At 36.1% G+C, this 17,528-nt stretch carries 17 protein-coding genes; 8 read left to right on the top strand and 9 right to left on the bottom strand.

The window, feature by feature from the left end; translation table 11 throughout:
- Positions 1-18: 18 nt before the first annotated feature.
- On the top strand, positions 19-2,226 hold the full coding sequence (locus LF887_RS10975) for an ATP-binding protein (RefSeq protein ID WP_236859225.1): 2,208 nt from the start codon (positions 19-21) through the stop codon (positions 2,224-2,226).
- 2 nt (positions 2,227-2,228) lie between these two features.
- Positions 2,229-2,858: a response regulator transcription factor gene (locus tag LF887_RS10980; RefSeq protein ID WP_236859226.1), complete on the top strand. Its 630-nt coding sequence runs from the start codon at positions 2,229-2,231 to the stop codon at positions 2,856-2,858.
- An 80-nt stretch (positions 2,859-2,938) separates the two neighbouring features.
- Here LF887_RS10980 and LF887_RS10985 read toward each other — a convergent pair whose 3' ends face one another.
- Positions 2,939-3,505 carry a hypothetical protein gene (locus LF887_RS10985; RefSeq protein ID WP_236859227.1) on the bottom strand — a complete coding sequence of 189 codons (567 nt, stop codon included), beginning with the start codon at positions 3,503-3,505 and terminating at the stop codon, positions 2,939-2,941.
- Positions 3,506-3,634: 129 nt separating this feature from the next.
- Complete coding sequence (locus LF887_RS10990; RefSeq protein WP_236859228.1) at positions 3,635-4,711, bottom strand: resolvase; 1,077 nt, start codon at positions 4,709-4,711, stop codon at positions 3,635-3,637.
- 159 nt (positions 4,712-4,870) lie between these two features.
- On the opposite strand from LF887_RS10990, the gene LF887_RS10995 reads away from it, so the two are divergent.
- Entirely contained in the window at positions 4,871-5,431 is a 561-nt protein-coding gene (locus LF887_RS10995) for a hypothetical protein (RefSeq protein ID WP_236859229.1), read from the top strand.
- Positions 5,432-5,841: 410 nt separating this feature from the next.
- Here LF887_RS10995 and infC read toward each other — a convergent pair whose 3' ends face one another.
- Positions 5,842-6,342 carry a translation initiation factor IF-3 gene (infC, locus tag LF887_RS11000; protein ID WP_172625635.1) on the bottom strand — a complete coding sequence of 167 codons (501 nt, stop codon included), beginning with the start codon at positions 6,340-6,342 and terminating at the stop codon, positions 5,842-5,844.
- A 163-nt stretch (positions 6,343-6,505) separates the two neighbouring features.
- Positions 6,506-8,425, bottom strand: coding sequence for a threonine--tRNA ligase (gene thrS / locus LF887_RS11005; protein ID WP_236859230.1), 1,920 nt, complete (start codon positions 8,423-8,425; stop codon positions 6,506-6,508).
- Between the two features lie 619 nt (positions 8,426-9,044).
- On the opposite strand from thrS, the gene LF887_RS11010 reads away from it, so the two are divergent.
- Positions 9,045-10,016, top strand: a complete 972-nt coding sequence (locus LF887_RS11010) for a dipeptidase (RefSeq protein WP_236859231.1) — start codon at positions 9,045-9,047, stop codon at positions 10,014-10,016.
- Between the two features lie 181 nt (positions 10,017-10,197).
- On the opposite strand, the gene LF887_RS11015 is transcribed toward LF887_RS11010, so the two are convergent.
- On the bottom strand, positions 10,198-11,742 hold the full coding sequence (locus tag LF887_RS11015) for a hypothetical protein (protein ID WP_236859232.1): 1,545 nt from the start codon (positions 11,740-11,742) through the stop codon (positions 10,198-10,200).
- Between the two features lie 148 nt (positions 11,743-11,890).
- On the opposite strand from LF887_RS11015, the gene LF887_RS11020 reads away from it, so the two are divergent.
- The 4 genes from LF887_RS11020 to leuB are packed head-to-tail and all read left to right on the top strand — an operon-like array spanning position 11,891 to position 16,202.
- Entirely contained in the window at positions 11,891-13,054 is a 1,164-nt protein-coding gene (locus LF887_RS11020; RefSeq protein ID WP_236859233.1) for a 2-isopropylmalate synthase, read from the top strand.
- 29 nt (positions 13,055-13,083) lie between these two features.
- The gene (leuC, locus tag LF887_RS11025) at positions 13,084-14,472 is read left to right on the top strand and encodes a 3-isopropylmalate dehydratase large subunit (RefSeq protein ID WP_236859234.1); all 1,389 of its coding nucleotides are present in this window, start codon (positions 13,084-13,086) and stop codon (positions 14,470-14,472) included.
- A 16-nt stretch (positions 14,473-14,488) separates the two neighbouring features.
- Entirely contained in the window at positions 14,489-15,097 is a 609-nt protein-coding gene (gene leuD, locus LF887_RS11030) for a 3-isopropylmalate dehydratase small subunit (protein WP_236859235.1), read from the top strand.
- The gene (gene leuB, locus LF887_RS11035; protein WP_236859236.1) at positions 15,078-16,202 is read left to right on the top strand and encodes a 3-isopropylmalate dehydrogenase; all 1,125 of its coding nucleotides are present in this window, start codon (positions 15,078-15,080) and stop codon (positions 16,200-16,202) included. Before leuD ends, leuB begins: the two co-directional genes overlap by 20 nt.
- A gap of 97 nt (positions 16,203-16,299) precedes the next feature.
- Here leuB and LF887_RS11040 read toward each other — a convergent pair whose 3' ends face one another.
- From LF887_RS11040 to LF887_RS11055, 4 genes are all read right to left on the bottom strand, one after another.
- Positions 16,300-16,488: a hypothetical protein gene (locus tag LF887_RS11040; protein ID WP_236859237.1), complete on the bottom strand. Its 189-nt coding sequence runs from the start codon at positions 16,486-16,488 to the stop codon at positions 16,300-16,302.
- Between the two features lie 74 nt (positions 16,489-16,562).
- On the bottom strand, positions 16,563-16,709 hold the full coding sequence (locus tag LF887_RS11045; protein WP_236859238.1) for a hypothetical protein: 147 nt from the start codon (positions 16,707-16,709) through the stop codon (positions 16,563-16,565).
- Between the two features lie 57 nt (positions 16,710-16,766).
- Positions 16,767-16,907, bottom strand: coding sequence for a hypothetical protein (locus tag LF887_RS11050; RefSeq protein ID WP_236859239.1), 141 nt, complete (start codon positions 16,905-16,907; stop codon positions 16,767-16,769).
- A gap of 15 nt (positions 16,908-16,922) precedes the next feature.
- Positions 16,923-17,528 (bottom strand): DUF4230 domain-containing protein, encoded by a 606-nt coding sequence (locus LF887_RS11055; RefSeq protein WP_236859240.1) that lies wholly within the window; start codon positions 17,526-17,528, stop codon positions 16,923-16,925.

A 17,528-nucleotide genomic window follows, 5' to 3' on the forward strand; every position in this document is an offset into this window, starting at 1 on the left:
AATAAAGATAAGGGTTTGATGTATAGGTGGTTATTTATATTTATTTTATGTATTTGTCCTTTTTTTGGTCAGGCACAAGATGTTATAAGCAAATTAGAGAAGGAATATGACAATGCTTCAAACAAAGCGATAGAACAGTTAGATCTCGCTCCTAAGTATGCAAAAGCGCTATTTTTACATAACTTAAAATCAAGATCCTACCAGATTTTAGATGCCAGTATTCCCATTGCAGCCAAACAAAAGGATGGGAAATATGCAACCATTTTGTATGCTGTTCAGGCCATGAATTATCGACTAGATAATAAAGGAACAGAGGCTTTAAAAAGTCTTGATCTGGCAAAGGCGTATAGTTTAAAAACCAACAGTAACGAGGCTAAAGGGTACTTTCAATACGCAAAGGGCTGGATTTTAATACGTAATAATAAAACGACAGATGCCGTTGCCGCTTACCTGAAAGCCATTGAACACTATGAAAATTCACCAACGACTTCTACGCTGTACGGAAGATTTGCTACCGTAGTTAAAGAATTATCCACTATTTATTCCAATCTCAATGAATATCAGCTGGAAGAAAAATACAGTAAGCAGTTTTTAGTGTTGGCATCCAAACAAAATGATCCTAATCTTATCTTTGATGCATATATGCGAATGGGCTACGTATATGAACAAAAATATGCACAGGATCCCTCGAATATAGATTTTAGAAATAAAGCAGAGCAGTATTATTTGCAGTCTGTTAAGACTTTCAATAAAAATAAGGAGGCTATGCTTAATAAGACCAATCTTTCTTATGCTGCCATCAATCTGGCCAATTTGTATACTGATTTTGACAGGGATAAGTCCATGCAGTATGCTCGGCTGGCCAATGCCGTGAGCCTGGAAACCGGCGAGGCTATTCATATCGCTTCTTCATTTGGTATTTTGGCGGAATTGGCTATACAGGATAAGAATTATGATCTGGCAAAGTCTTACTTTCTGAAAGCCTCTATGGAAATCGGGAAAAGCCCTGTTAGAGATCATAATATAGAATTGTCTATTCTTGAATCTTTATCCAGGATTAGTGAAGAGCAGGGCAATTACAAGGAGGCACTGACTTATTATAAAAGTTATGTGGATAAATACAAAAGTGTTTACGATCAGGAAAAACTCGATATTACCAAAAGATTAGAATCGCAGTTTGACAAAGAAAGACAGGAGCAAAAGTACATAAAGCTGCAGCTGGAAAGCGATAAGAAAGCACAACAAATTAAGCTGATCAACATATTGCGGGGACAACGTGAGCAGGTCTACAACAACTTGAAGCTGGTAGAAGAAAATCAACGGGAACGTCTGAAATTTTCAGAATTGGAATCAGAGAAAAAAGAACAGCAGCTTCGTCTGGCAAAGTTAGAAGCTGAACAAAAGAACAACGATATTAGCAACTTTAAAAAACTGTTGACATTCAAGGAAAAGATCAATACCTATTACATTGTTTTTATCTTCATTTTCATTATTTTGATTATCTTATTGCTTTATGCCTATAAGCAACGTGCAAAATCCATGAAGCAAAGAGACGAACTGCATGCCCTTGCTCTGGAAAAAGAGAAACAGAATTCAGAATTGTCTACCCTTACGGCTTTGCTGGAAGGTCAGGAGCAGGAGCGGGGCCGTTTAGCCCGTGATCTTCATGACGGATTAGGAGGACTGCTTTCAGGCACTAAACTTCAGTTGTCTTCTTTAGACCCTCACCAATCCGAAAATATTGAAGCCGAAATTTCAAAATCGATTACACAGATTGATGGTGCTGTAGAAGAATTGAGGCGGGTAGCGCATAATTTAATGCCTGATTTATTAATGAAATACGGTTTGGAAGCAGCCATTCAGGAGTTTGCTTCCCGCATGTCCAATACTGCATTGGATATCCACACAGAATTTATCAGTTATACGAATTCCATATCAGAAGAAAAACAGTTGATTCTATACAGAATCATCCAGGAATTAGTCAACAATGCTATTAAGCATGCCGAGACGTCCGAAATTATTGTTCAGATAAGCGAAGAGAAAAACGTATTAAATCTTACTGTAGAGGATAACGGTAGTGGCTTTGACCCTAAAACCTTAGACGTAAGAAAAACAGCAGGTTTTCATAATATAGAATCACGGGTCCAATTTTTAAAAGGAACGATGAATATCACATCCGAGCTGAATATTGGGACCAGTATAGAACTTCAAATTCCTATTCATTAGACATGATAAAAGTAGCCATCACAGACGATCATCCACTTCTAGTAGAAGGGTTGAAAAATATTTTAGGAAATAGCGATACAATAGATGTTGTAGATTGTTTCAAAAGCGCTTCGGAAATGAATGCAGGCCTGGCAAAACAAGAGATCGATATCTTACTGCTGGACATCAATCTGGCAGATATCAACAGTATTGAACTTATAAAACCTTTAAAGAAAAAGTACGGGAGCCTCCATATTATTATGCTCAGCGTTCACAATGAACTTCCGGTGATCAACAGTACATTGTGCGAAGGCGCTTTAGGATACATTCAGAAAAATGCTTCCGTTTCCGAAATCCTGGAAGGTATTACTACCGTATATGCCGGGAACCAGTTTTTATGTTCGCAGACAAAGTCTGTTTTAGAGAAAAAAATTTCGGATGGGTTGCACCAGGTTCCGAAATTAACACGAAGAGAAAAGGAAATTTTGGCCGAAGCAGCAAAAGGGCTTACGACCAATCAGATGGCTGAAAAGCTTTTTATCAGCCCGCATACCGTGGAAAGCCACCGGAAAAATCTAATTGAAAAATTTCAAACTTCTAATCTTAGCTCTGCCATTAAACTGGCCATAGAATATGGTTTGATTATTGAATAGAACATTCATCAGTCAAAAAGGTCTGCTCACATCGTAAAAGCAGACCTTTTTTATATAATCAAATAATCAGGTGTGTAATCTTAATCTTGAAATTTCAATGTTGCTTTAAAAAGATTTTTCTTTCCTGTTAAATCATATTCCTCGTTATATATTGGCTGGTACATTAATAGATAAACGCTTCCGTCAAAATCTTTTAAATTGACAGGCTGATCTGCCATGATATCATAAAACCTTGTGACAGTACGCGTAGCCGTCCATTGTTTTGAGTTTCCTTTAGGATTTTTATCGAATCTGTGATCTTTTGCATCTGTATAATACCAGTAGGACGGAGCCTGATCCATTAAAAACAATTCCTTATCCTTGTTATACAGCTCCTCCGCCATACCCGTATTCTGAAACCATGCAGCCTCACTGTTGAAAATCCCCAGAGCTACTGCATAAATATCCTTATTCGTTGTTGCTCCAATTAAAAAACCTTCCAGATTGTTAGACGTGATTTCAAATAGGAAAGGAGATCTTTTCAGATCATAAACATCATTTACAGGCTCAATTACTTTTCCGTCCTGCTTAATAATTACTTTTAACGATTGTGCAAAAGTCATTAAGCTTAGTAAAGAAAAAAGAACAGCTAAACTTATTTTTTTCATTGTATATTTTTAAATAATTGCAGCAAAGATATTGGACTTTGCCTCTATAAACACTGGCTGATTTCAGGGGTTTTTATTCTGTTTAAAACCCAGATTTCTCTTCCTGTTTTTTTCGCATGATCCTATTTACTAAAGCAGATTAGCTTTCAACTGAATTTTTATGAAAGAGGCCTTCTGTTTTTTACCATTAGACGGAGCTGAATTGGTAGGATATACTTCAGCATAAAAAGTATCATTCTCTGCCCAGAAAGCTTTTGACTCATCAGCTATTTTGAAGTTGGTAAAGTTGACATACAACAGATATTCCTGATTATGGTTTTGTTCCAGATATTTACTGATTGTAAAATCACTTCCGGTATCATGATTTGAAGAAGCATAGGAGATCAGACTTTTATGAGGAAGAATCTGAGGATAACCACCCGTAAATATGGCAAAATTGGCTGAAGATTTTACACTGTAAAAAGAGAAGTATACATCCGGCGTATCTACAGATTCTTCTTTAAAAATCTCTAACTGAAGATAGGGTGACTGTCCTACATATTCATTAGATAAAAGCCCATCTTCTGTAGATACATTCTCATGTTGAGCAATTACCTTCTCTTTTCCATTTTCATTGTATACCCAGTTTCCACCTTTCAATTGTATAAGTGGATTCTTTACTAAAACTTCGTCGATTCGTTTTTTAGAGACTGTTTTAAATTCCTGTTCCGAAACTTCTGTGATTGTGCCAAACTTTTTGAATGATTTATTCTTAAAATCATCAGTCCCTTTAAACGTACTGCTTCTGATCTGGTAAAGATCAAGACCCTGCAAAGTCATATCAAATGATGCGGTGAATTCTGATTTCAGGACAAAAGCTTCAATGCTGTTCGAAATATTATTGTTAATGCTGTAATGAATAGAGTAGAAGTCATCAAACTCTTCAAATCCATAATAATTATCAAGTTTATGATAAGCCGTTTTCAGGTAGGGCGCATCTTTATCCGGAGCGATAAAGAACCTTACAGAATCAAGCTTTGTAAATAATTGAAAGGGAACATCCTGCACATTGTCTACACCTTTTATCTTTTTGAAATCAGCAAACGTGATGCTTCTCTGTGTAACTGCAGCTTCGGGTTTATTCGTTTCCGGTGCTTTATTTTGCTGATTACATCCCACAAAAGCAACTATTATAGATGGCATAAACAATTGAGATAAGGTTTTCATTTTCTAAATTTTTGACCAAAGGTATCAGTATTCCGAGCAGTGACCAACAAAACTGTATTATACAGGGAATAAATGGCTGAAAACAGGGATATTTTGGATGATAAATTTTAAACAATTTTGTAACAGATAAACGTAGTACTGTAAATTATTTTAATAGAAATGAAAAATGTAATAATCAGCTGCTCGGCTGCGCTCGCCTTACTAATTTCCTGTTCGCCTTCCACAGAAAAAAAAGTAGATAAAGGAACTTCTACAGAGATAAAAAAAGACACTATTTCTGGATCTGAGCCGGTAAAAAATGCTATATCAAAAGTTGATATACCAGATGATTTTTCAGCATTAGTTCCTATTGATATATTGAATAGCAAAAGTACCGATGTATATGAAAAATATGGTATAGAATTCTCTGGAAACTGTTATTCATGTGATTTGGAAAGCCTATCCATCACAAAGGATAAAATGATATGGACCAATATCTGTGATGAAAAGGATACTTTTAAAATTGTTGATTTCTCAATCTCTGCTGAAGGGAACAAAACTATTTTAAAAACCTCAGAAAGAGTTTATATTTTAACTCAAATAGATAAAGCACCTGTTTACGAACTGGTTATCGAAGGTCAGAAACTGGATTTAAATAATAAAAGAATATCCAGATACTTTACAACCAAAAAAGCATTAGCTATGTTCAAAGAGCACGATTGCGGCGACTTTGAAGGATAGTACAATCTTGTAAAACTTATTTTAGAAAATTAAAAGTTGATCCGGACCATAAAATATGATGGGGCAACGGGCAGTCTTAAAAGTTGGGGGAGAATCTTTAATTACTTAAAAAAAACTTGCATTTAAAATGATTTACCTGTATAAAAAACACAAAAATAATATATAATTATTTTATTCGTAAGTAAGCTGTATAACCATTTATGGATATGCTTAGAAACAATCAAGCATTTCTGAAAACAGAGCATCCAATAACGTGAAATTTAAATTGCATGAGCCAGCTTCCCCAACTTTGACGATTGATCCGGACCAATCGTCTTTTTTTATCTGTTTTATAAAACTCTACCCTGAAGATGTCACCATAAAAAAACCTCAAATTTCTTTGAGGTTTAATATGTAAAATAATGACTTAATTATTTTGCTGGCTTTTTAGGACTCATCATCATGATCATCCTTTTTCCTTCAAGCTTAGGAAGCTGGTCTACTTTACCTACGTGCTCCAGTTCCTGAGCAAGTTTTAAAAGTAAAATTTCTCCCTGATCCTTAAAGATAATTGAACGTCCTTTAAAAAATACGTAGGTCTTTAGCTTAGAACCTTCTTCAAGGAATTTTTCAGCGTGCTTCTTCTTGAATTCATAATCATGGTCATCTGTCTGAGGTCCGAAACGGATCTCTTTTACAACCACTTTTACTTGCTTAGCCTTAAGTTCCTTCTGCTTTTTCTTTTGCTCATATAAGAATTTTTTATATTCCAATATTCTTGCAATAAAAGGTTCAGCCTTGTCAGAAATTACTACTAAATCCAATTCCTGTTCCGCAGCAATTTGTCTTGCCTTGTCAATTGGATAAATTCCTGGCTCTACGTTATCGCCCACCAAACGAAGCTCTCTCACACGAATTTTATCGTTGATCAAGTGTAAGTCCTCTTGTACCGGACGTCTTTGTGGGCCCCTGTTGTTAAATCTTTGTGCTATTGTATTATAATTTTATTGGTTAACTTTCTATTTATATTAAAGTATCGGGAAATTCGGAAATCAATAATGTCCGGCTCTCTCAATACCTTAATGCTCTAATTTTTTATATTGCTGCTTCTTTTTTGAAGTAAGCAACGAAATCTTCCAGTTTCATCACGCCAAGATCTCCTTCACCACGTCTTCTTACAGAAATCGTGCCTTCATTCTCTTCATTTTCTCCTACTACCAGCATGAAAGGAATTTTATTCAATTCCGCATCACGGATCTTCTTACCTGTCTTCTCGTTTCTGTCATCAATCTGACCGCTAATATCGTGATTTTCCAAAAATTGTGAAACTTTTTTTGAATAATCTACATATTTTTCACTGATTGGTAGAATTATAAACTGATCAGGGCTTAACCATAGAGGAAAATCACCTGCAGTATTCTCCAATAAGATCGCGATAAAACGCTCCATAGAACCGAAAGGAGCTCTGTGGATCATTACCGGTCTGTGCTTTTCATTGTCATTCCCGATATAATGAAGATCAAATCTTTCCGGTAAGTTATAATCTACCTGGATCGTTCCCAACTGCCATTTTCTTCCTAAAGCATCTTTCACCATGAAGTCAAGCTTAGGACCGTAGAATGCAGCTTCACCGTATTCAATAACTGTTTTTAAGCCTTTCTTTTGAGCGGCATTGATGATTGCACTTTCTGCTTTCTCCCAGTTTTCGTCAGAACCTATATATTTTTCTTTGTTTTCAGGATCTCTTAACGATACCTGAGTTACAAAATCTTCAAAACCTAAAGATTTGAAAACATAAAGCGTTAAATCAATTACTTTTTCAAATTCTTCAGAAAGCTGATCCGGAGTACAGAAAAGGTGAGCGTCATCCTGAGTAAATCCACGGACTCTTGTTAGTCCGTGAAGCTCTCCGCTTTGCTCATATCTGTAAACAGTTCCGAATTCGGCATATCTTTTTGGTAAATCTCTATAGCTCCATTGTGAAGTTTTATAAATTTCACAGTGGTGGGGACAGTTCATAGGCTTCAGCAAAAATTCTTCTCCTTCATTTGGAGTTTTAATCGGCTGGAAGCTGTCTGCTCCATATTTATCCCAGTGTCCGGATGTTACATATAACTCTTTTGATCCGATATGGGGAGACATTACAAATTCATAACCTCCTTTTTTCTGAGCCTCCGAAAGGAAATTTTCCAATTTTCTTCTCAAAGCAGTACCTTTTGGTAACCAAAGTGGTAAACCGGCACCTACTTTTTCAGAGAATGCAAAAATTCCAAGTTCTTTGCCTAATTTTCTGTGATCTCTTCTTTTAGCTTCTTCTAATCTTTCAAGATATTCAGTAAGATCTTTCTGCTTAGGGAAAGAAATACCATAAACTCTTGTCAGCTGAGGATTCTTTTCACTTCCTCTCCAATAAGCTCCTGCTGCATTTAAAATTTTAACAGCCTTTACAATTCCTGTATTTGGAATGTGCCCTCCACGACATAAATCCGTGAAGTTATCATGAGTTACAAAAGTAATTTCCCCATCATTAAGATTAGAGATCAGTTCTACTTTATAAGGATTATCTGCATATGTTTTTAACGCGTCTTCTTTAGAAACCGGATATAATGAGAATGTTGACCCTTTCTTTGCATTTTCAAGGATCTTCTTTTCAATCTTTTCAAAATCTTTTTCAGATAAGCTTTCATCCCCGAAATCTACATCATAGTAGAATCCACTTTCAATTGCCGGACCAATGGTCAACTTAGCATTAGGATAAAACTCAAGGATAGCCTGCGCCAAAAGGTGGGCAGAAGAATGCCAGAAAGCTTTCTTTCCAAGATCATCATTCCAGGTCAAAAGCTGTACCGTAGAATCCGTGGTTATAGGCGTGGTTGTCTCTACTTGTGTACCGTTAACAATTGCGGAAATGGTATTTCTAGCCAATCCCTCGCTTATCGATTTTGCCACATCTAGAGGAGTAACTGCTCCTTCGAATTCTTTGACACTATTGTCTGGAAGTGTAATTTTTATCATTGTTTACTAAGAAATTTTAAGATGCAAAAATACGCATTTTTTGGATAAAATACTATATTAGCGTATATTTTTAGAATGAGAATGAATATTAAAAATTAAAAAGATACTGATCGTTTTATCTCACAGAGTTTAGTATGTAGTTTTTTACAGAAAAATGCATAGGATTTCCGGAACCGGAAACAAAATAGGGGAATCTATCCTTTTGGTGAGACCGTTTTGAGTAGAATATAAAAAACAATGAAGGTGTAGAAGATTGGATTGTGCTGTAATGTTTTGTTCGTCAGCTTGTTGATTGTTTTTTTTTATATAAGGTGATCATCTGGAGAATATAAATATTGACTGTTTTTTCTAATGGACTTAATGATGTTTCTAATAAAAAAATACAGTTCAGACGATCGGAAATAAGAATGGAAATTTGAAAAATTCCACTTAACTATCATTTTGATTTTTCTGTTTCACCTTGAATAAAGTTGAAAAAATATAATTTAATTAGAAAAAAATAAAAACATCTGAAGGTTTTATCCTCAGTTGCAAAGAGTTTTTATAAGAAGTTCTGCCGATTGTATCAAAAAAGAACTTAACCTATTTAAAAATAAAATTTCCAATATTACAATTTAATATGAATACGATAAATGTTGATTTACACTGTGATTTGCTGTACTATCTTTTAGGATCAGGCTCAGCTGTTGATGACAAAGAAATAGGATGCTCACTGCCTTACCTTCAGGAAGGGGATGTAAAGCTTCAGGTAATGGCCATATATGCCGGGACAGGAGCAGACAGTACAATATATGGACTGGAACAGAGTAAATTGTTTTCAAATCTTATAAAAAATGAGAGTTTTTTCCTTTTTAATAATGAAAATTATAAAAAAATAGAATATAAAGATCGGGTAGGAGTCATTGCTTCCATTGAAAATGCATCCGCTTTTTGTGATGAAAATCAAAGTCTGGAAAAGGGTTTTGAAAATCTTGAAGCCATTATCAAAAACACTCAGAAAATTCTTTATATTGGCATTACCCATCACCTCGAAAACCGCTTCGGAGGAGGAAATAGTGCCACAGCAGGATTGAAAGAAGACGGAAAAGTTCTGATTGATTACATCGCTGACAAAAAAATTGCCATTGACCTTGCCCATACAAGTGATCAGTTGGCTTTTGATATATTCAGCTATATTGATCAGAGAAATTATTCAATCCCTATTCTGGCAAGCCACTCGAACTACAGAACAGTGTATAAAAACAACAGGAATCTTCCTGATGAACTGGCTAAAGAAGTCATTAAAAGAAAAGGACTGATTGGGCTTAATTTTATCAAGGATTATGTTGATCTTCAGCATCCGGAAAGGCTTTATGAGCATATTCAATACGGATTAGACCTTGGAGGGGAAGACAGTATTGCGTACGGTGCAGACTATTTCTACTGGAAAGACCATCCCGATACATCCCGTCATCCGTTTTTCTTTCCGGAACATTCCAATGCCTCTGTATATCCGGTAATCAATAAAGAAATTGAAGAAAGATTTTCACCTGAACTAGTAGAAAAGATAAGTCATAAAAATGCTTTGAAATTTATAGAAAGCCTTTATTGAAAATTAAACCGACTAATGTATTTGTTTTCAGATCATTACGGATTGTGTGTAAGCAGCAGAACATTGCTTTAACATCCCCAAATCTTCGATTTACCACCGCTCCGAATGAAGGAATTTCTGATTTCTTTATTTGGAGATTCGGGTAAATCGAAGATTTGTAGTTTAAAAAGGAATAAACAGTTTAATTTTTCCTTTTATATTTCACTTTCTGCTTGATAATTTCAATCACATCTACATTCTGTACCTTAGATTTTATCCACCCGTGTATATCAATATAAAATAAGGATCTTCTGTAATATTCATTTTTGGAAAACTCTTCCAGCTTTTTATCAAAACTTTCAAAAGCCTTTTGCCTTTGATCCCATACCTGATTATTCAGATTCTTAAAAAACTGAATGCTTTCAAAATGAAACTCTTCCGGCTTTTTCATCTTTCTGGCAAATTTTAAAGTAGAAGCAATAAATTCATCATAATCTTCATCATTTCCTGACTCGTATTTTGCCATTAAAATAAGGATTCTCGTATGAAACAGTAAATCTTCCTGTACGTTCCCTTTTGACTCCAGGACTCTCATAGAATATCCAATAGATTTTTCGAACATCTTGCTTCCGAAAAACATGGCGGCCATTTTAAGATAGAGAATCATAAAATGATGTTCATCAATACGTTCTCTAAGTTTTTCCATTTTCAGTTCAATCTCCGGAATCAGCTTTGTTCCTGTGAAAAATTCTCCTTTTACAAAATGAATATTCATTAGGGTATTGTAATAAGTAAGAAAAATAAGAGACTGAAGATTTTCATTCTGAGCAAAACTTTCAGCATGTACAGTTGCATTGAAATTTTCAAAATGCTCTTCCAGAATATCAATATTTCCATACAGAAAAAGAATTTTGAGCAAATAAGTATTTCCTTTAATGTACCAGACAGGGTGGCTGAAGATCATTTCCGGCTTTTTATGAAAAAGATCAACCCATTGATAGGCATATTTCAAGGTGTACTTATAGTCCTGCAGAAGCTGGTTTTTCCAGACATGAGCTTTAAAATACCAAAGCTTTTCAGTGAAATTCAGCCTGTCGAGTTTAATATTTTTGATCTGGGAGTTGAAAACCTCAAGAACTTCTTCACGGTCTGTATCATTTTTTACATATCCGTGCGTAAGCATTTCACTGTATAATTTCAGCGAAAGATTAGATAATTTGGTTGTATAACGGTTTTGCCTGCTTATTTCCTGAGACTCGCGGATAAGTTCTTCGGCGCGTCCATTAATACTTCTTGTAATGAATTGTGACTCAATTACTTTCTCGAGATCGATGATTTCTGAGGCAATGCTTTTTTCATCCAGTTCCAAAGCAGATTGTTTTGTTTTGTCTAATATTTTTAAAGCCTGTTTATAAAGCCCTTTCTGATATAGAATATTGGCGAAATCAAGCTGTTCCCGAAGCTGAATTCTATAATTCTGATGGCTCGGGTTCATACGGAGACTTACCAGAATTTGTTTATAAAGATGTGCTTTCAGATTAGACAGCTGCTGTTTTGTAGATATTTTTTTCTCTACAATAATACTTTCATCATACTCTTTCATCTTATCTACTTCCGAAAATAACAACAGGAATTTGGCATCTACGTTAATTCCGAGACGGTTAACATATAATTTAAACTGTCGTTTTTCTGAAGTAGTCAATGACTTTACCAATACAAACAAAAAATCTTTCTGCAATTCTGCCATTGTAAATTTTTAAATATTAAAATACTGATTAATAAATAGATATATCGAATTCTTCAACTGTTGGATATTGTAATTTTCAGGAAAAGCGAAAACAAAAAAATATTGCAAGCTGTAGTTTTGAACCAAAATTAAGTAAAAAACTTCATTTATGAACTCCGAAAAAATTGAAATTTTTGATACCACACTGAGAGATGGGGAACAGGTTCCGGGATGCAAACTGAATACGGGACAGAAATTGATTATTGCCGAAAGACTTGATGAACTGGGAGTTGATATCATTGAAGCAGGATTTCCTATTTCCAGTCCGGGAGATTTTGAATCTGTTTCGGAAATTTCAAAACTGGTAAGAAATGCAAAGGTTTGCGGGCTGACAAGAGCCCATAAAAAAGATATTGACACCGCAGCTGAAGCTCTGAAATATGCAAAAAAACCAAGAATACATACAGGAATAGGCACTTCTGATTCTCACATCAGATACAAATTCAACTCTACAAGGGAAGATATTTTGGAACGCGCTGCTGAGGCCGTAAGATATGCAAAAAGGTATGTGGAAGATGTAGAATTCTATGCAGAAGATGCCGGAAGAACGGATAATGAGTATCTGGCGCAGGTGTGTGAAGCTGTCATTAAAGCAGGAGCCACGGTATTGAATATTCCTGATACAACAGGATATTGTCTGCCGGAAGAGTATGGACAGAAAATAAAATACCTGAAGGAAAATGTAAAAGGAATTGAAAAAGCAGTGCTGTCCTGCCATTGCCACAATGATTTAGGACTGGCTACCGCCAATTCTATTGCAGGAGCTGCCAACGGAGCCCGCCAGATTGAATGCACGATCAACGGATTGGGTGAAAGAGCAGGAAATACAGCTTTAGAGGAAGTGGTAATGATTTTGAAGCAGCATAAAAATTTAAATCTGTATACTGATGTTAATTCCAGAATGCTTAATGAAATGAGTGTGATGGTTTCTGACCTGATGGGGATGTCTGTACAGCCCAATAAAGCAATTGTAGGTGCTAACGCTTTTGCACACAGTTCAGGAATTCATCAGGATGGTGTCATCAAAAACAGAGAAACTTATGAAATCATCGATCCTGCAGAAGTGGGAGTGAATGCCTCTTCTATCATTCTTACGGCAAGAAGCGGGCGTTCGGCATTAGCTTATAGGTTTAAGAATATCGGTTACGAAGTGACAAAGAACGAGCTCGATTATCTGTATCAGGAGTTTTTAAAAATTGCTGATCTTAAAAAAGAAATCGGAAATGATGACCTGAGTCTTATTATGGACGGTTTTAGTAGAAAAATAGGATAGGGTTGATTTAAAATCAAGATAAAGTAAAAATGAACAACAATAAAAAGACACTTTTTGATAAAGTTTGGGATGCTCACGTTGTAGAAACCATCCCGGATGGACCTCAAATTATTTATATAGACAAACACCTGATCCATGAAGTAACCAGTCCTCAGGCTTTTGCAGAGCTTGAATCCAGAAATCTCGAAATATTCAGGCCTGAGCAGATTGTGGCCACAGCAGATCATAATGTTCCCACTTTGAATCAGGAACAGCCAATCCGTGATGAGTTGTCCAGAAATCAGGTTCAGCAGCTGACTGAAAACTGCACAAAAAATAATATTGAATTGTTTGGACTGGGACATGATTATCAGGGGATTGTTCATATTATTGCTCCTGAGTTGGGCATTACCCAGCCGGGAATGAGTATTGTGTGCGGCGATAGCCATACTTCTACCCATGGAGCTTTTGGGTCTATTGCTTTCGGAATTGGAACCAGTCAGGTTGCTCAGGTATTTGCAAGCCAATGTTTGCTTCTCAACAAGCCAAAATCTATGAGAATTACTGTTAATGGGCAATTGAACGAAAATGTTCAGCCTAAAGATGTGATTCTGTATATCATTTCAAAAATCGGAACTGATGGCGGGACAGGATATTTTTGTGAATATGCCGGAAATGTATTTGAAGAAATGTCAATGGAAGGCAGAATGACTGTGTGCAATATGAGTATCGAAATGGGGGCCAGGGGAGGAATGATTGCTCCGGATGAAACAACTTTCAGATATGTAAAAGGAAGGCAGTTTGCTCCGAAAGGAGAGGAGTGGAATGAGAAAATAGCCTACTGGACTACTTTAAAAACAGATGAAGGAGCTGTCTTTGATGAAGAACTTACGTTTGAAGCATCAGATATTTATCCAATGATCACTTACGGAACGAATCCCGGAATGGGAATTTCTGTTCATGAAACAATTCCCGCTCCACAAAATGAATCTGAAGAAAAGGCATTGAAGTATATGGGATTGAAAGCAGGACAGGCTCTTTCCAGTATCAATGTTAACTATGTTTTTATTGGAAGTTGTACCAACGCCAGAATAGAGGATTTTCGTTCTGCTGCCCAATATATTAAAGGGAAGAGTAAATCTGAAGCGGTAAAAGCCCTTATTGTACCGGGTTCCCAGCAGGTAGTAAAACAGATTTATGAAGAAGGTTTGGATAAAATTTTCAATGAAGCAGGTTTCCAGATCCGCCAGCCGGGATGTTCGGCTTGTCTGGCGATGAATGATGATAAAATTCCGGAAGGTGAGTATTGTGTTTCAACTTCCAACAGAAACTTTGAAGGAAGACAGGGGCAGGGTGCAAGAACAATTCTTGCGAGTCCTTTAACCGCGGCAAAAGCAGCAATAGAAGGTAGAATCTCAGCTTTTGAAAGCTTGAACTAAACAGATTACAGAGCGCATGCAAAAATTAATTGTTATAAAATCGACTGCAGTTCCACTGCCTGCAGAAAATATAGATACGGATCAGATTATTCCGGCAAGATTTTTAAAAAGTATAAACAGAGAAGGTTTTGGTGAAAACCTGTTCAGAGATTGGAGATTTAATATCCATACAGGAGAGGCAAATCCTGATTTTGTACTCAATAATCTCAAATTCAAAGGTGAAATTCTGGTAGCCGGAAATAACTTTGGCTGTGGAAGCAGTCGTGAACATGCAGCCTGGTCTTTGACAGACTACGGTTTTAAAGTTATCGTTTCCAGTTATTTTGCTGATATTTTTAAAGGAAATGCCTTGAATAACGGACTTCTTCCTGTAAAAGTTTCTGAAGAATTTTTAAAAGAAATTCTAGAAGGAATTAATGAAAATCCGGATAATGAAATTGCTGTGGATGTCGAATTACAGTCCATCAGCTTCAAAGATACAACCGAAACCTTTGAGATTGATTCATATAAAAAAATATGCCTTTTAAACGGCTATGACGATATTGATTTTTTAATCAGCAAAAAACAGGCGATCAAAGAATTTGAACTAAAAACACACAAAACAAATGAGCGACAATTATTTTAAAATCGCAGTGCTTCCGGGAGACGGAATTGGTCCGGAGATCATTAAAGAAAGCATTAAAATATTGGATGCAATTACCGAAGTTTTCCAATGCAAGTTTCATTTTGAATACGGGCTGATAGGTGCTGAAGCTATTTTTAAAACGGGAAATCCTTTGCCTGAAGAAACACTGAAAATCTGTAAAGAATCTGATGCGGTTCTCTTTGGAGCAATTGGTGATCCTGCTTTTGATAATAATCCGGAAGCAAAAGTAAGACCCGAACAGGGATTGTTGAAGCTTAGAAAAGAATTGGGATTGTTTGCCAATATCCGTCCCTTGAAAACGTATGACTCTCTGATAGAAAAAAGCCCGCTCAAAAGAGAAATTATTGAAGGCGCTGATATTCAGATTTTCAGAGAGCTGGTAAGCGGTATTTATTTTGGAGAAAAATTTACCGATCCGGAAGGTGAATATGCGTATGACATATGCAGCTACAGCAGAGAAGACATTATTCCCATTGTTCATATGGCTTTTAAGGAAGCTCAGAAGAGAAGAAGAAAACTGACTCTTATTGATAAGGCTAATGTGCTTGATACTTCAAGGTTATGGCGAAAGATCTGCCAGGAAATTGCACCGGAATATCCTGAAGTACAGCTTGATTATATGTTTGTAGATAATGCAGCCATGCAGCTGATCCTGAATCCTAAGCAGTTTGATGTTATTGTGACTGAAAATATGTTTGGGGATATTATTTCTGATGAAGCAAGCGTTATCGGGGGGTCAATCGGATTGCTGCCTTCTGCATCTGTAGGAAATGAGAATGCTTTATTTGAGCCTATTCACGGATCGTATCCGCAGGCAAAGGGAAAGGGAATTGCCAATCCTATAGCGTCCATTTTGAGTGTTGCTATGATGCTTGATCATCTTAATTTACAGCCTGCGGCAAGTAAATTAAGACAATCCGTAGAACATGCTATTGAGAATACATATGTGACCATTGACCTTAATACGAAGCAATATTACAGCACCAGTGAAGTGGGAAGCTTTATTGCGGATCACATTAAATATTCAGAAAAGTCTTATTACAATTTTGAAAATGTGAAAATAGGCAAATCAACCATCGTATAGATGTAAAAAAAGTCCACTTAATTAGATAGTTAGAAGAAAATTGCCACCTCGTAAGAGATGGCAATTTTCGATTTTTTATGGTTCAATACACCGGAGATTATTTTTCCTTTGTATTGTCTGTTTTCCCTGATTTATTTTTGGAAGCTTTTTGAATGTCTTCTTTATCAATATCAGGTGGATTGGTCTTTTTAGATGAAGCAGGAATATTCTGGAAATCCTGATTCTGTTCTTTGTTTTCTGCCGTATTTGCAGACTCTTTCTTTTTGCTGTTTTCGTTTGAGCCCATAACTTTGAATTTTTAATGTCAAGAATATTGATAGTATCATTCAAAGTGTTTGCCAAAATGGGAAAAGTAAGCAATTATCCTCCTCGTGTTCCAGATTTAGCTGTTGAAGATTTTGGAAGTTCTTCTTTGTCAGACCCGGACTTCTGTTGAGAATCGTTTTCAGGATTCTGATTTTGCTGAATTTCTCCAGACTTATTCCCTGTATTTTCTTTAGGATTCATAGGTTTAGGTTTTTAAGTTGAAATCACTGTTCTCTTTCTTAATCAGCCACTGACCCATTAGCCACCGTTCTTTCCTGATTTATTTGTGGAAGATTTTTTAATATCTTCTTTTTCCACTTTTTTCGGTGCCGGGCTGGTTTCCGAATCTTGGTTCTGCAACGCTTCTTCCGTAGCTTTTTTGTTTTCTTTAGGATCCATGGTATGTTATTTAACTTAGAGTCCTAATATACCAATTTTCCCGGTCTTATCCTCTATCGAGTAATTTAAAGCCTTAGCTAAAACGAAAACATTGTTAAGGTTTTCCATTAACTGTTTACGGCCTTCGCTTCTCAGCTGATTCTGATCAATGGATTTAATTGCAGATTCCTTCGCTTTTTCCGTTACATTTTTAATATCCTTTTCTGAAATTCTATTAAAAAAAGAATCGTCCAGAGACTGAATCTCAACACTTGGGGTGATTCTGATATCTGCATCGGGAAGTTCAGTGATCACCAGTTTTTTGTTGATGGAATCCACTTCAATCTTCATTTTATTCAGATCATAAGATACCTGAGCATTGGTTTTGGTATAGGTAATAATACTGTTACTGGAGACCTCATTTCCAAACACTTCATAGCCCATTTTGGTCTTTTGCATGCTGGATGTATTTTGCTCCATCACCACCATTTTATTCATCCTGGAGATCTGGTTGGTCAGGATATAATAATCTGAATGCTCAGTTTTTCCACCAAGATTCAGGCATGACTTCAGACCGAAAAACAGAAGTATCATAACTCCTGCACCTGCGGCAAACGATAGAATTATTTTATTATTTCTCAA

Origin of the sequence: Chryseobacterium sp. MEBOG06, from assembly GCF_021869765.1 — a bacterium.
GTDB lineage: Bacteria > Bacteroidota > Bacteroidia > Flavobacteriales > Weeksellaceae > Chryseobacterium.

Coding starts and splice junctions, on each gene's coding strand:
- leuB (WP_236859236.1), top strand. CDS start 15,078: ATGAGCGACAATTATTTTAAAATCGCAGTGCTTCCGGGAGACGGAATT.
- LF887_RS10985 (WP_236859227.1), bottom strand. CDS start 3,505: ATGAAAAAAATAAGTTTAGCTGTTCTTTTTTCTTTACTAAGCTTAATG.
- LF887_RS11045 (WP_236859238.1), bottom strand. CDS start 16,709: ATGAATCCTAAAGAAAATACAGGGAATAAGTCTGGAGAAATTCAGCAA.
- thrS (WP_236859230.1), bottom strand. CDS start 8,425: ATGATAAAAATTACACTTCCAGACAATAGTGTCAAAGAATTCGAAGGA.
- LF887_RS10990 (WP_236859228.1), bottom strand. CDS start 4,711: ATGAAAACCTTATCTCAATTGTTTATGCCATCTATAATAGTTGCTTTT.
- LF887_RS10975 (WP_236859225.1), top strand. CDS start 19: ATGTATAGGTGGTTATTTATATTTATTTTATGTATTTGTCCTTTTTTT.
- LF887_RS11050 (WP_236859239.1), bottom strand. CDS start 16,907: ATGGATCCTAAAGAAAACAAAAAAGCTACGGAAGAAGCGTTGCAGAAC.
- LF887_RS11015 (WP_236859232.1), bottom strand. CDS start 11,742: ATGGCAGAATTGCAGAAAGATTTTTTGTTTGTATTGGTAAAGTCATTG.
- leuD (WP_236859235.1), top strand. CDS start 14,489: ATGCAAAAATTAATTGTTATAAAATCGACTGCAGTTCCACTGCCTGCA.
- LF887_RS10995 (WP_236859229.1), top strand. CDS start 4,871: ATGAAAAATGTAATAATCAGCTGCTCGGCTGCGCTCGCCTTACTAATT.
- LF887_RS11020 (WP_236859233.1), top strand. CDS start 11,891: ATGAACTCCGAAAAAATTGAAATTTTTGATACCACACTGAGAGATGGG.
- LF887_RS11040 (WP_236859237.1), bottom strand. CDS start 16,488: ATGGGCTCAAACGAAAACAGCAAAAAGAAAGAGTCTGCAAATACGGCA.
- LF887_RS11010 (WP_236859231.1), top strand. CDS start 9,045: ATGAATACGATAAATGTTGATTTACACTGTGATTTGCTGTACTATCTT.
- leuC (WP_236859234.1), top strand. CDS start 13,084: ATGAACAACAATAAAAAGACACTTTTTGATAAAGTTTGGGATGCTCAC.
- LF887_RS10980 (WP_236859226.1), top strand. CDS start 2,229: ATGATAAAAGTAGCCATCACAGACGATCATCCACTTCTAGTAGAAGGG.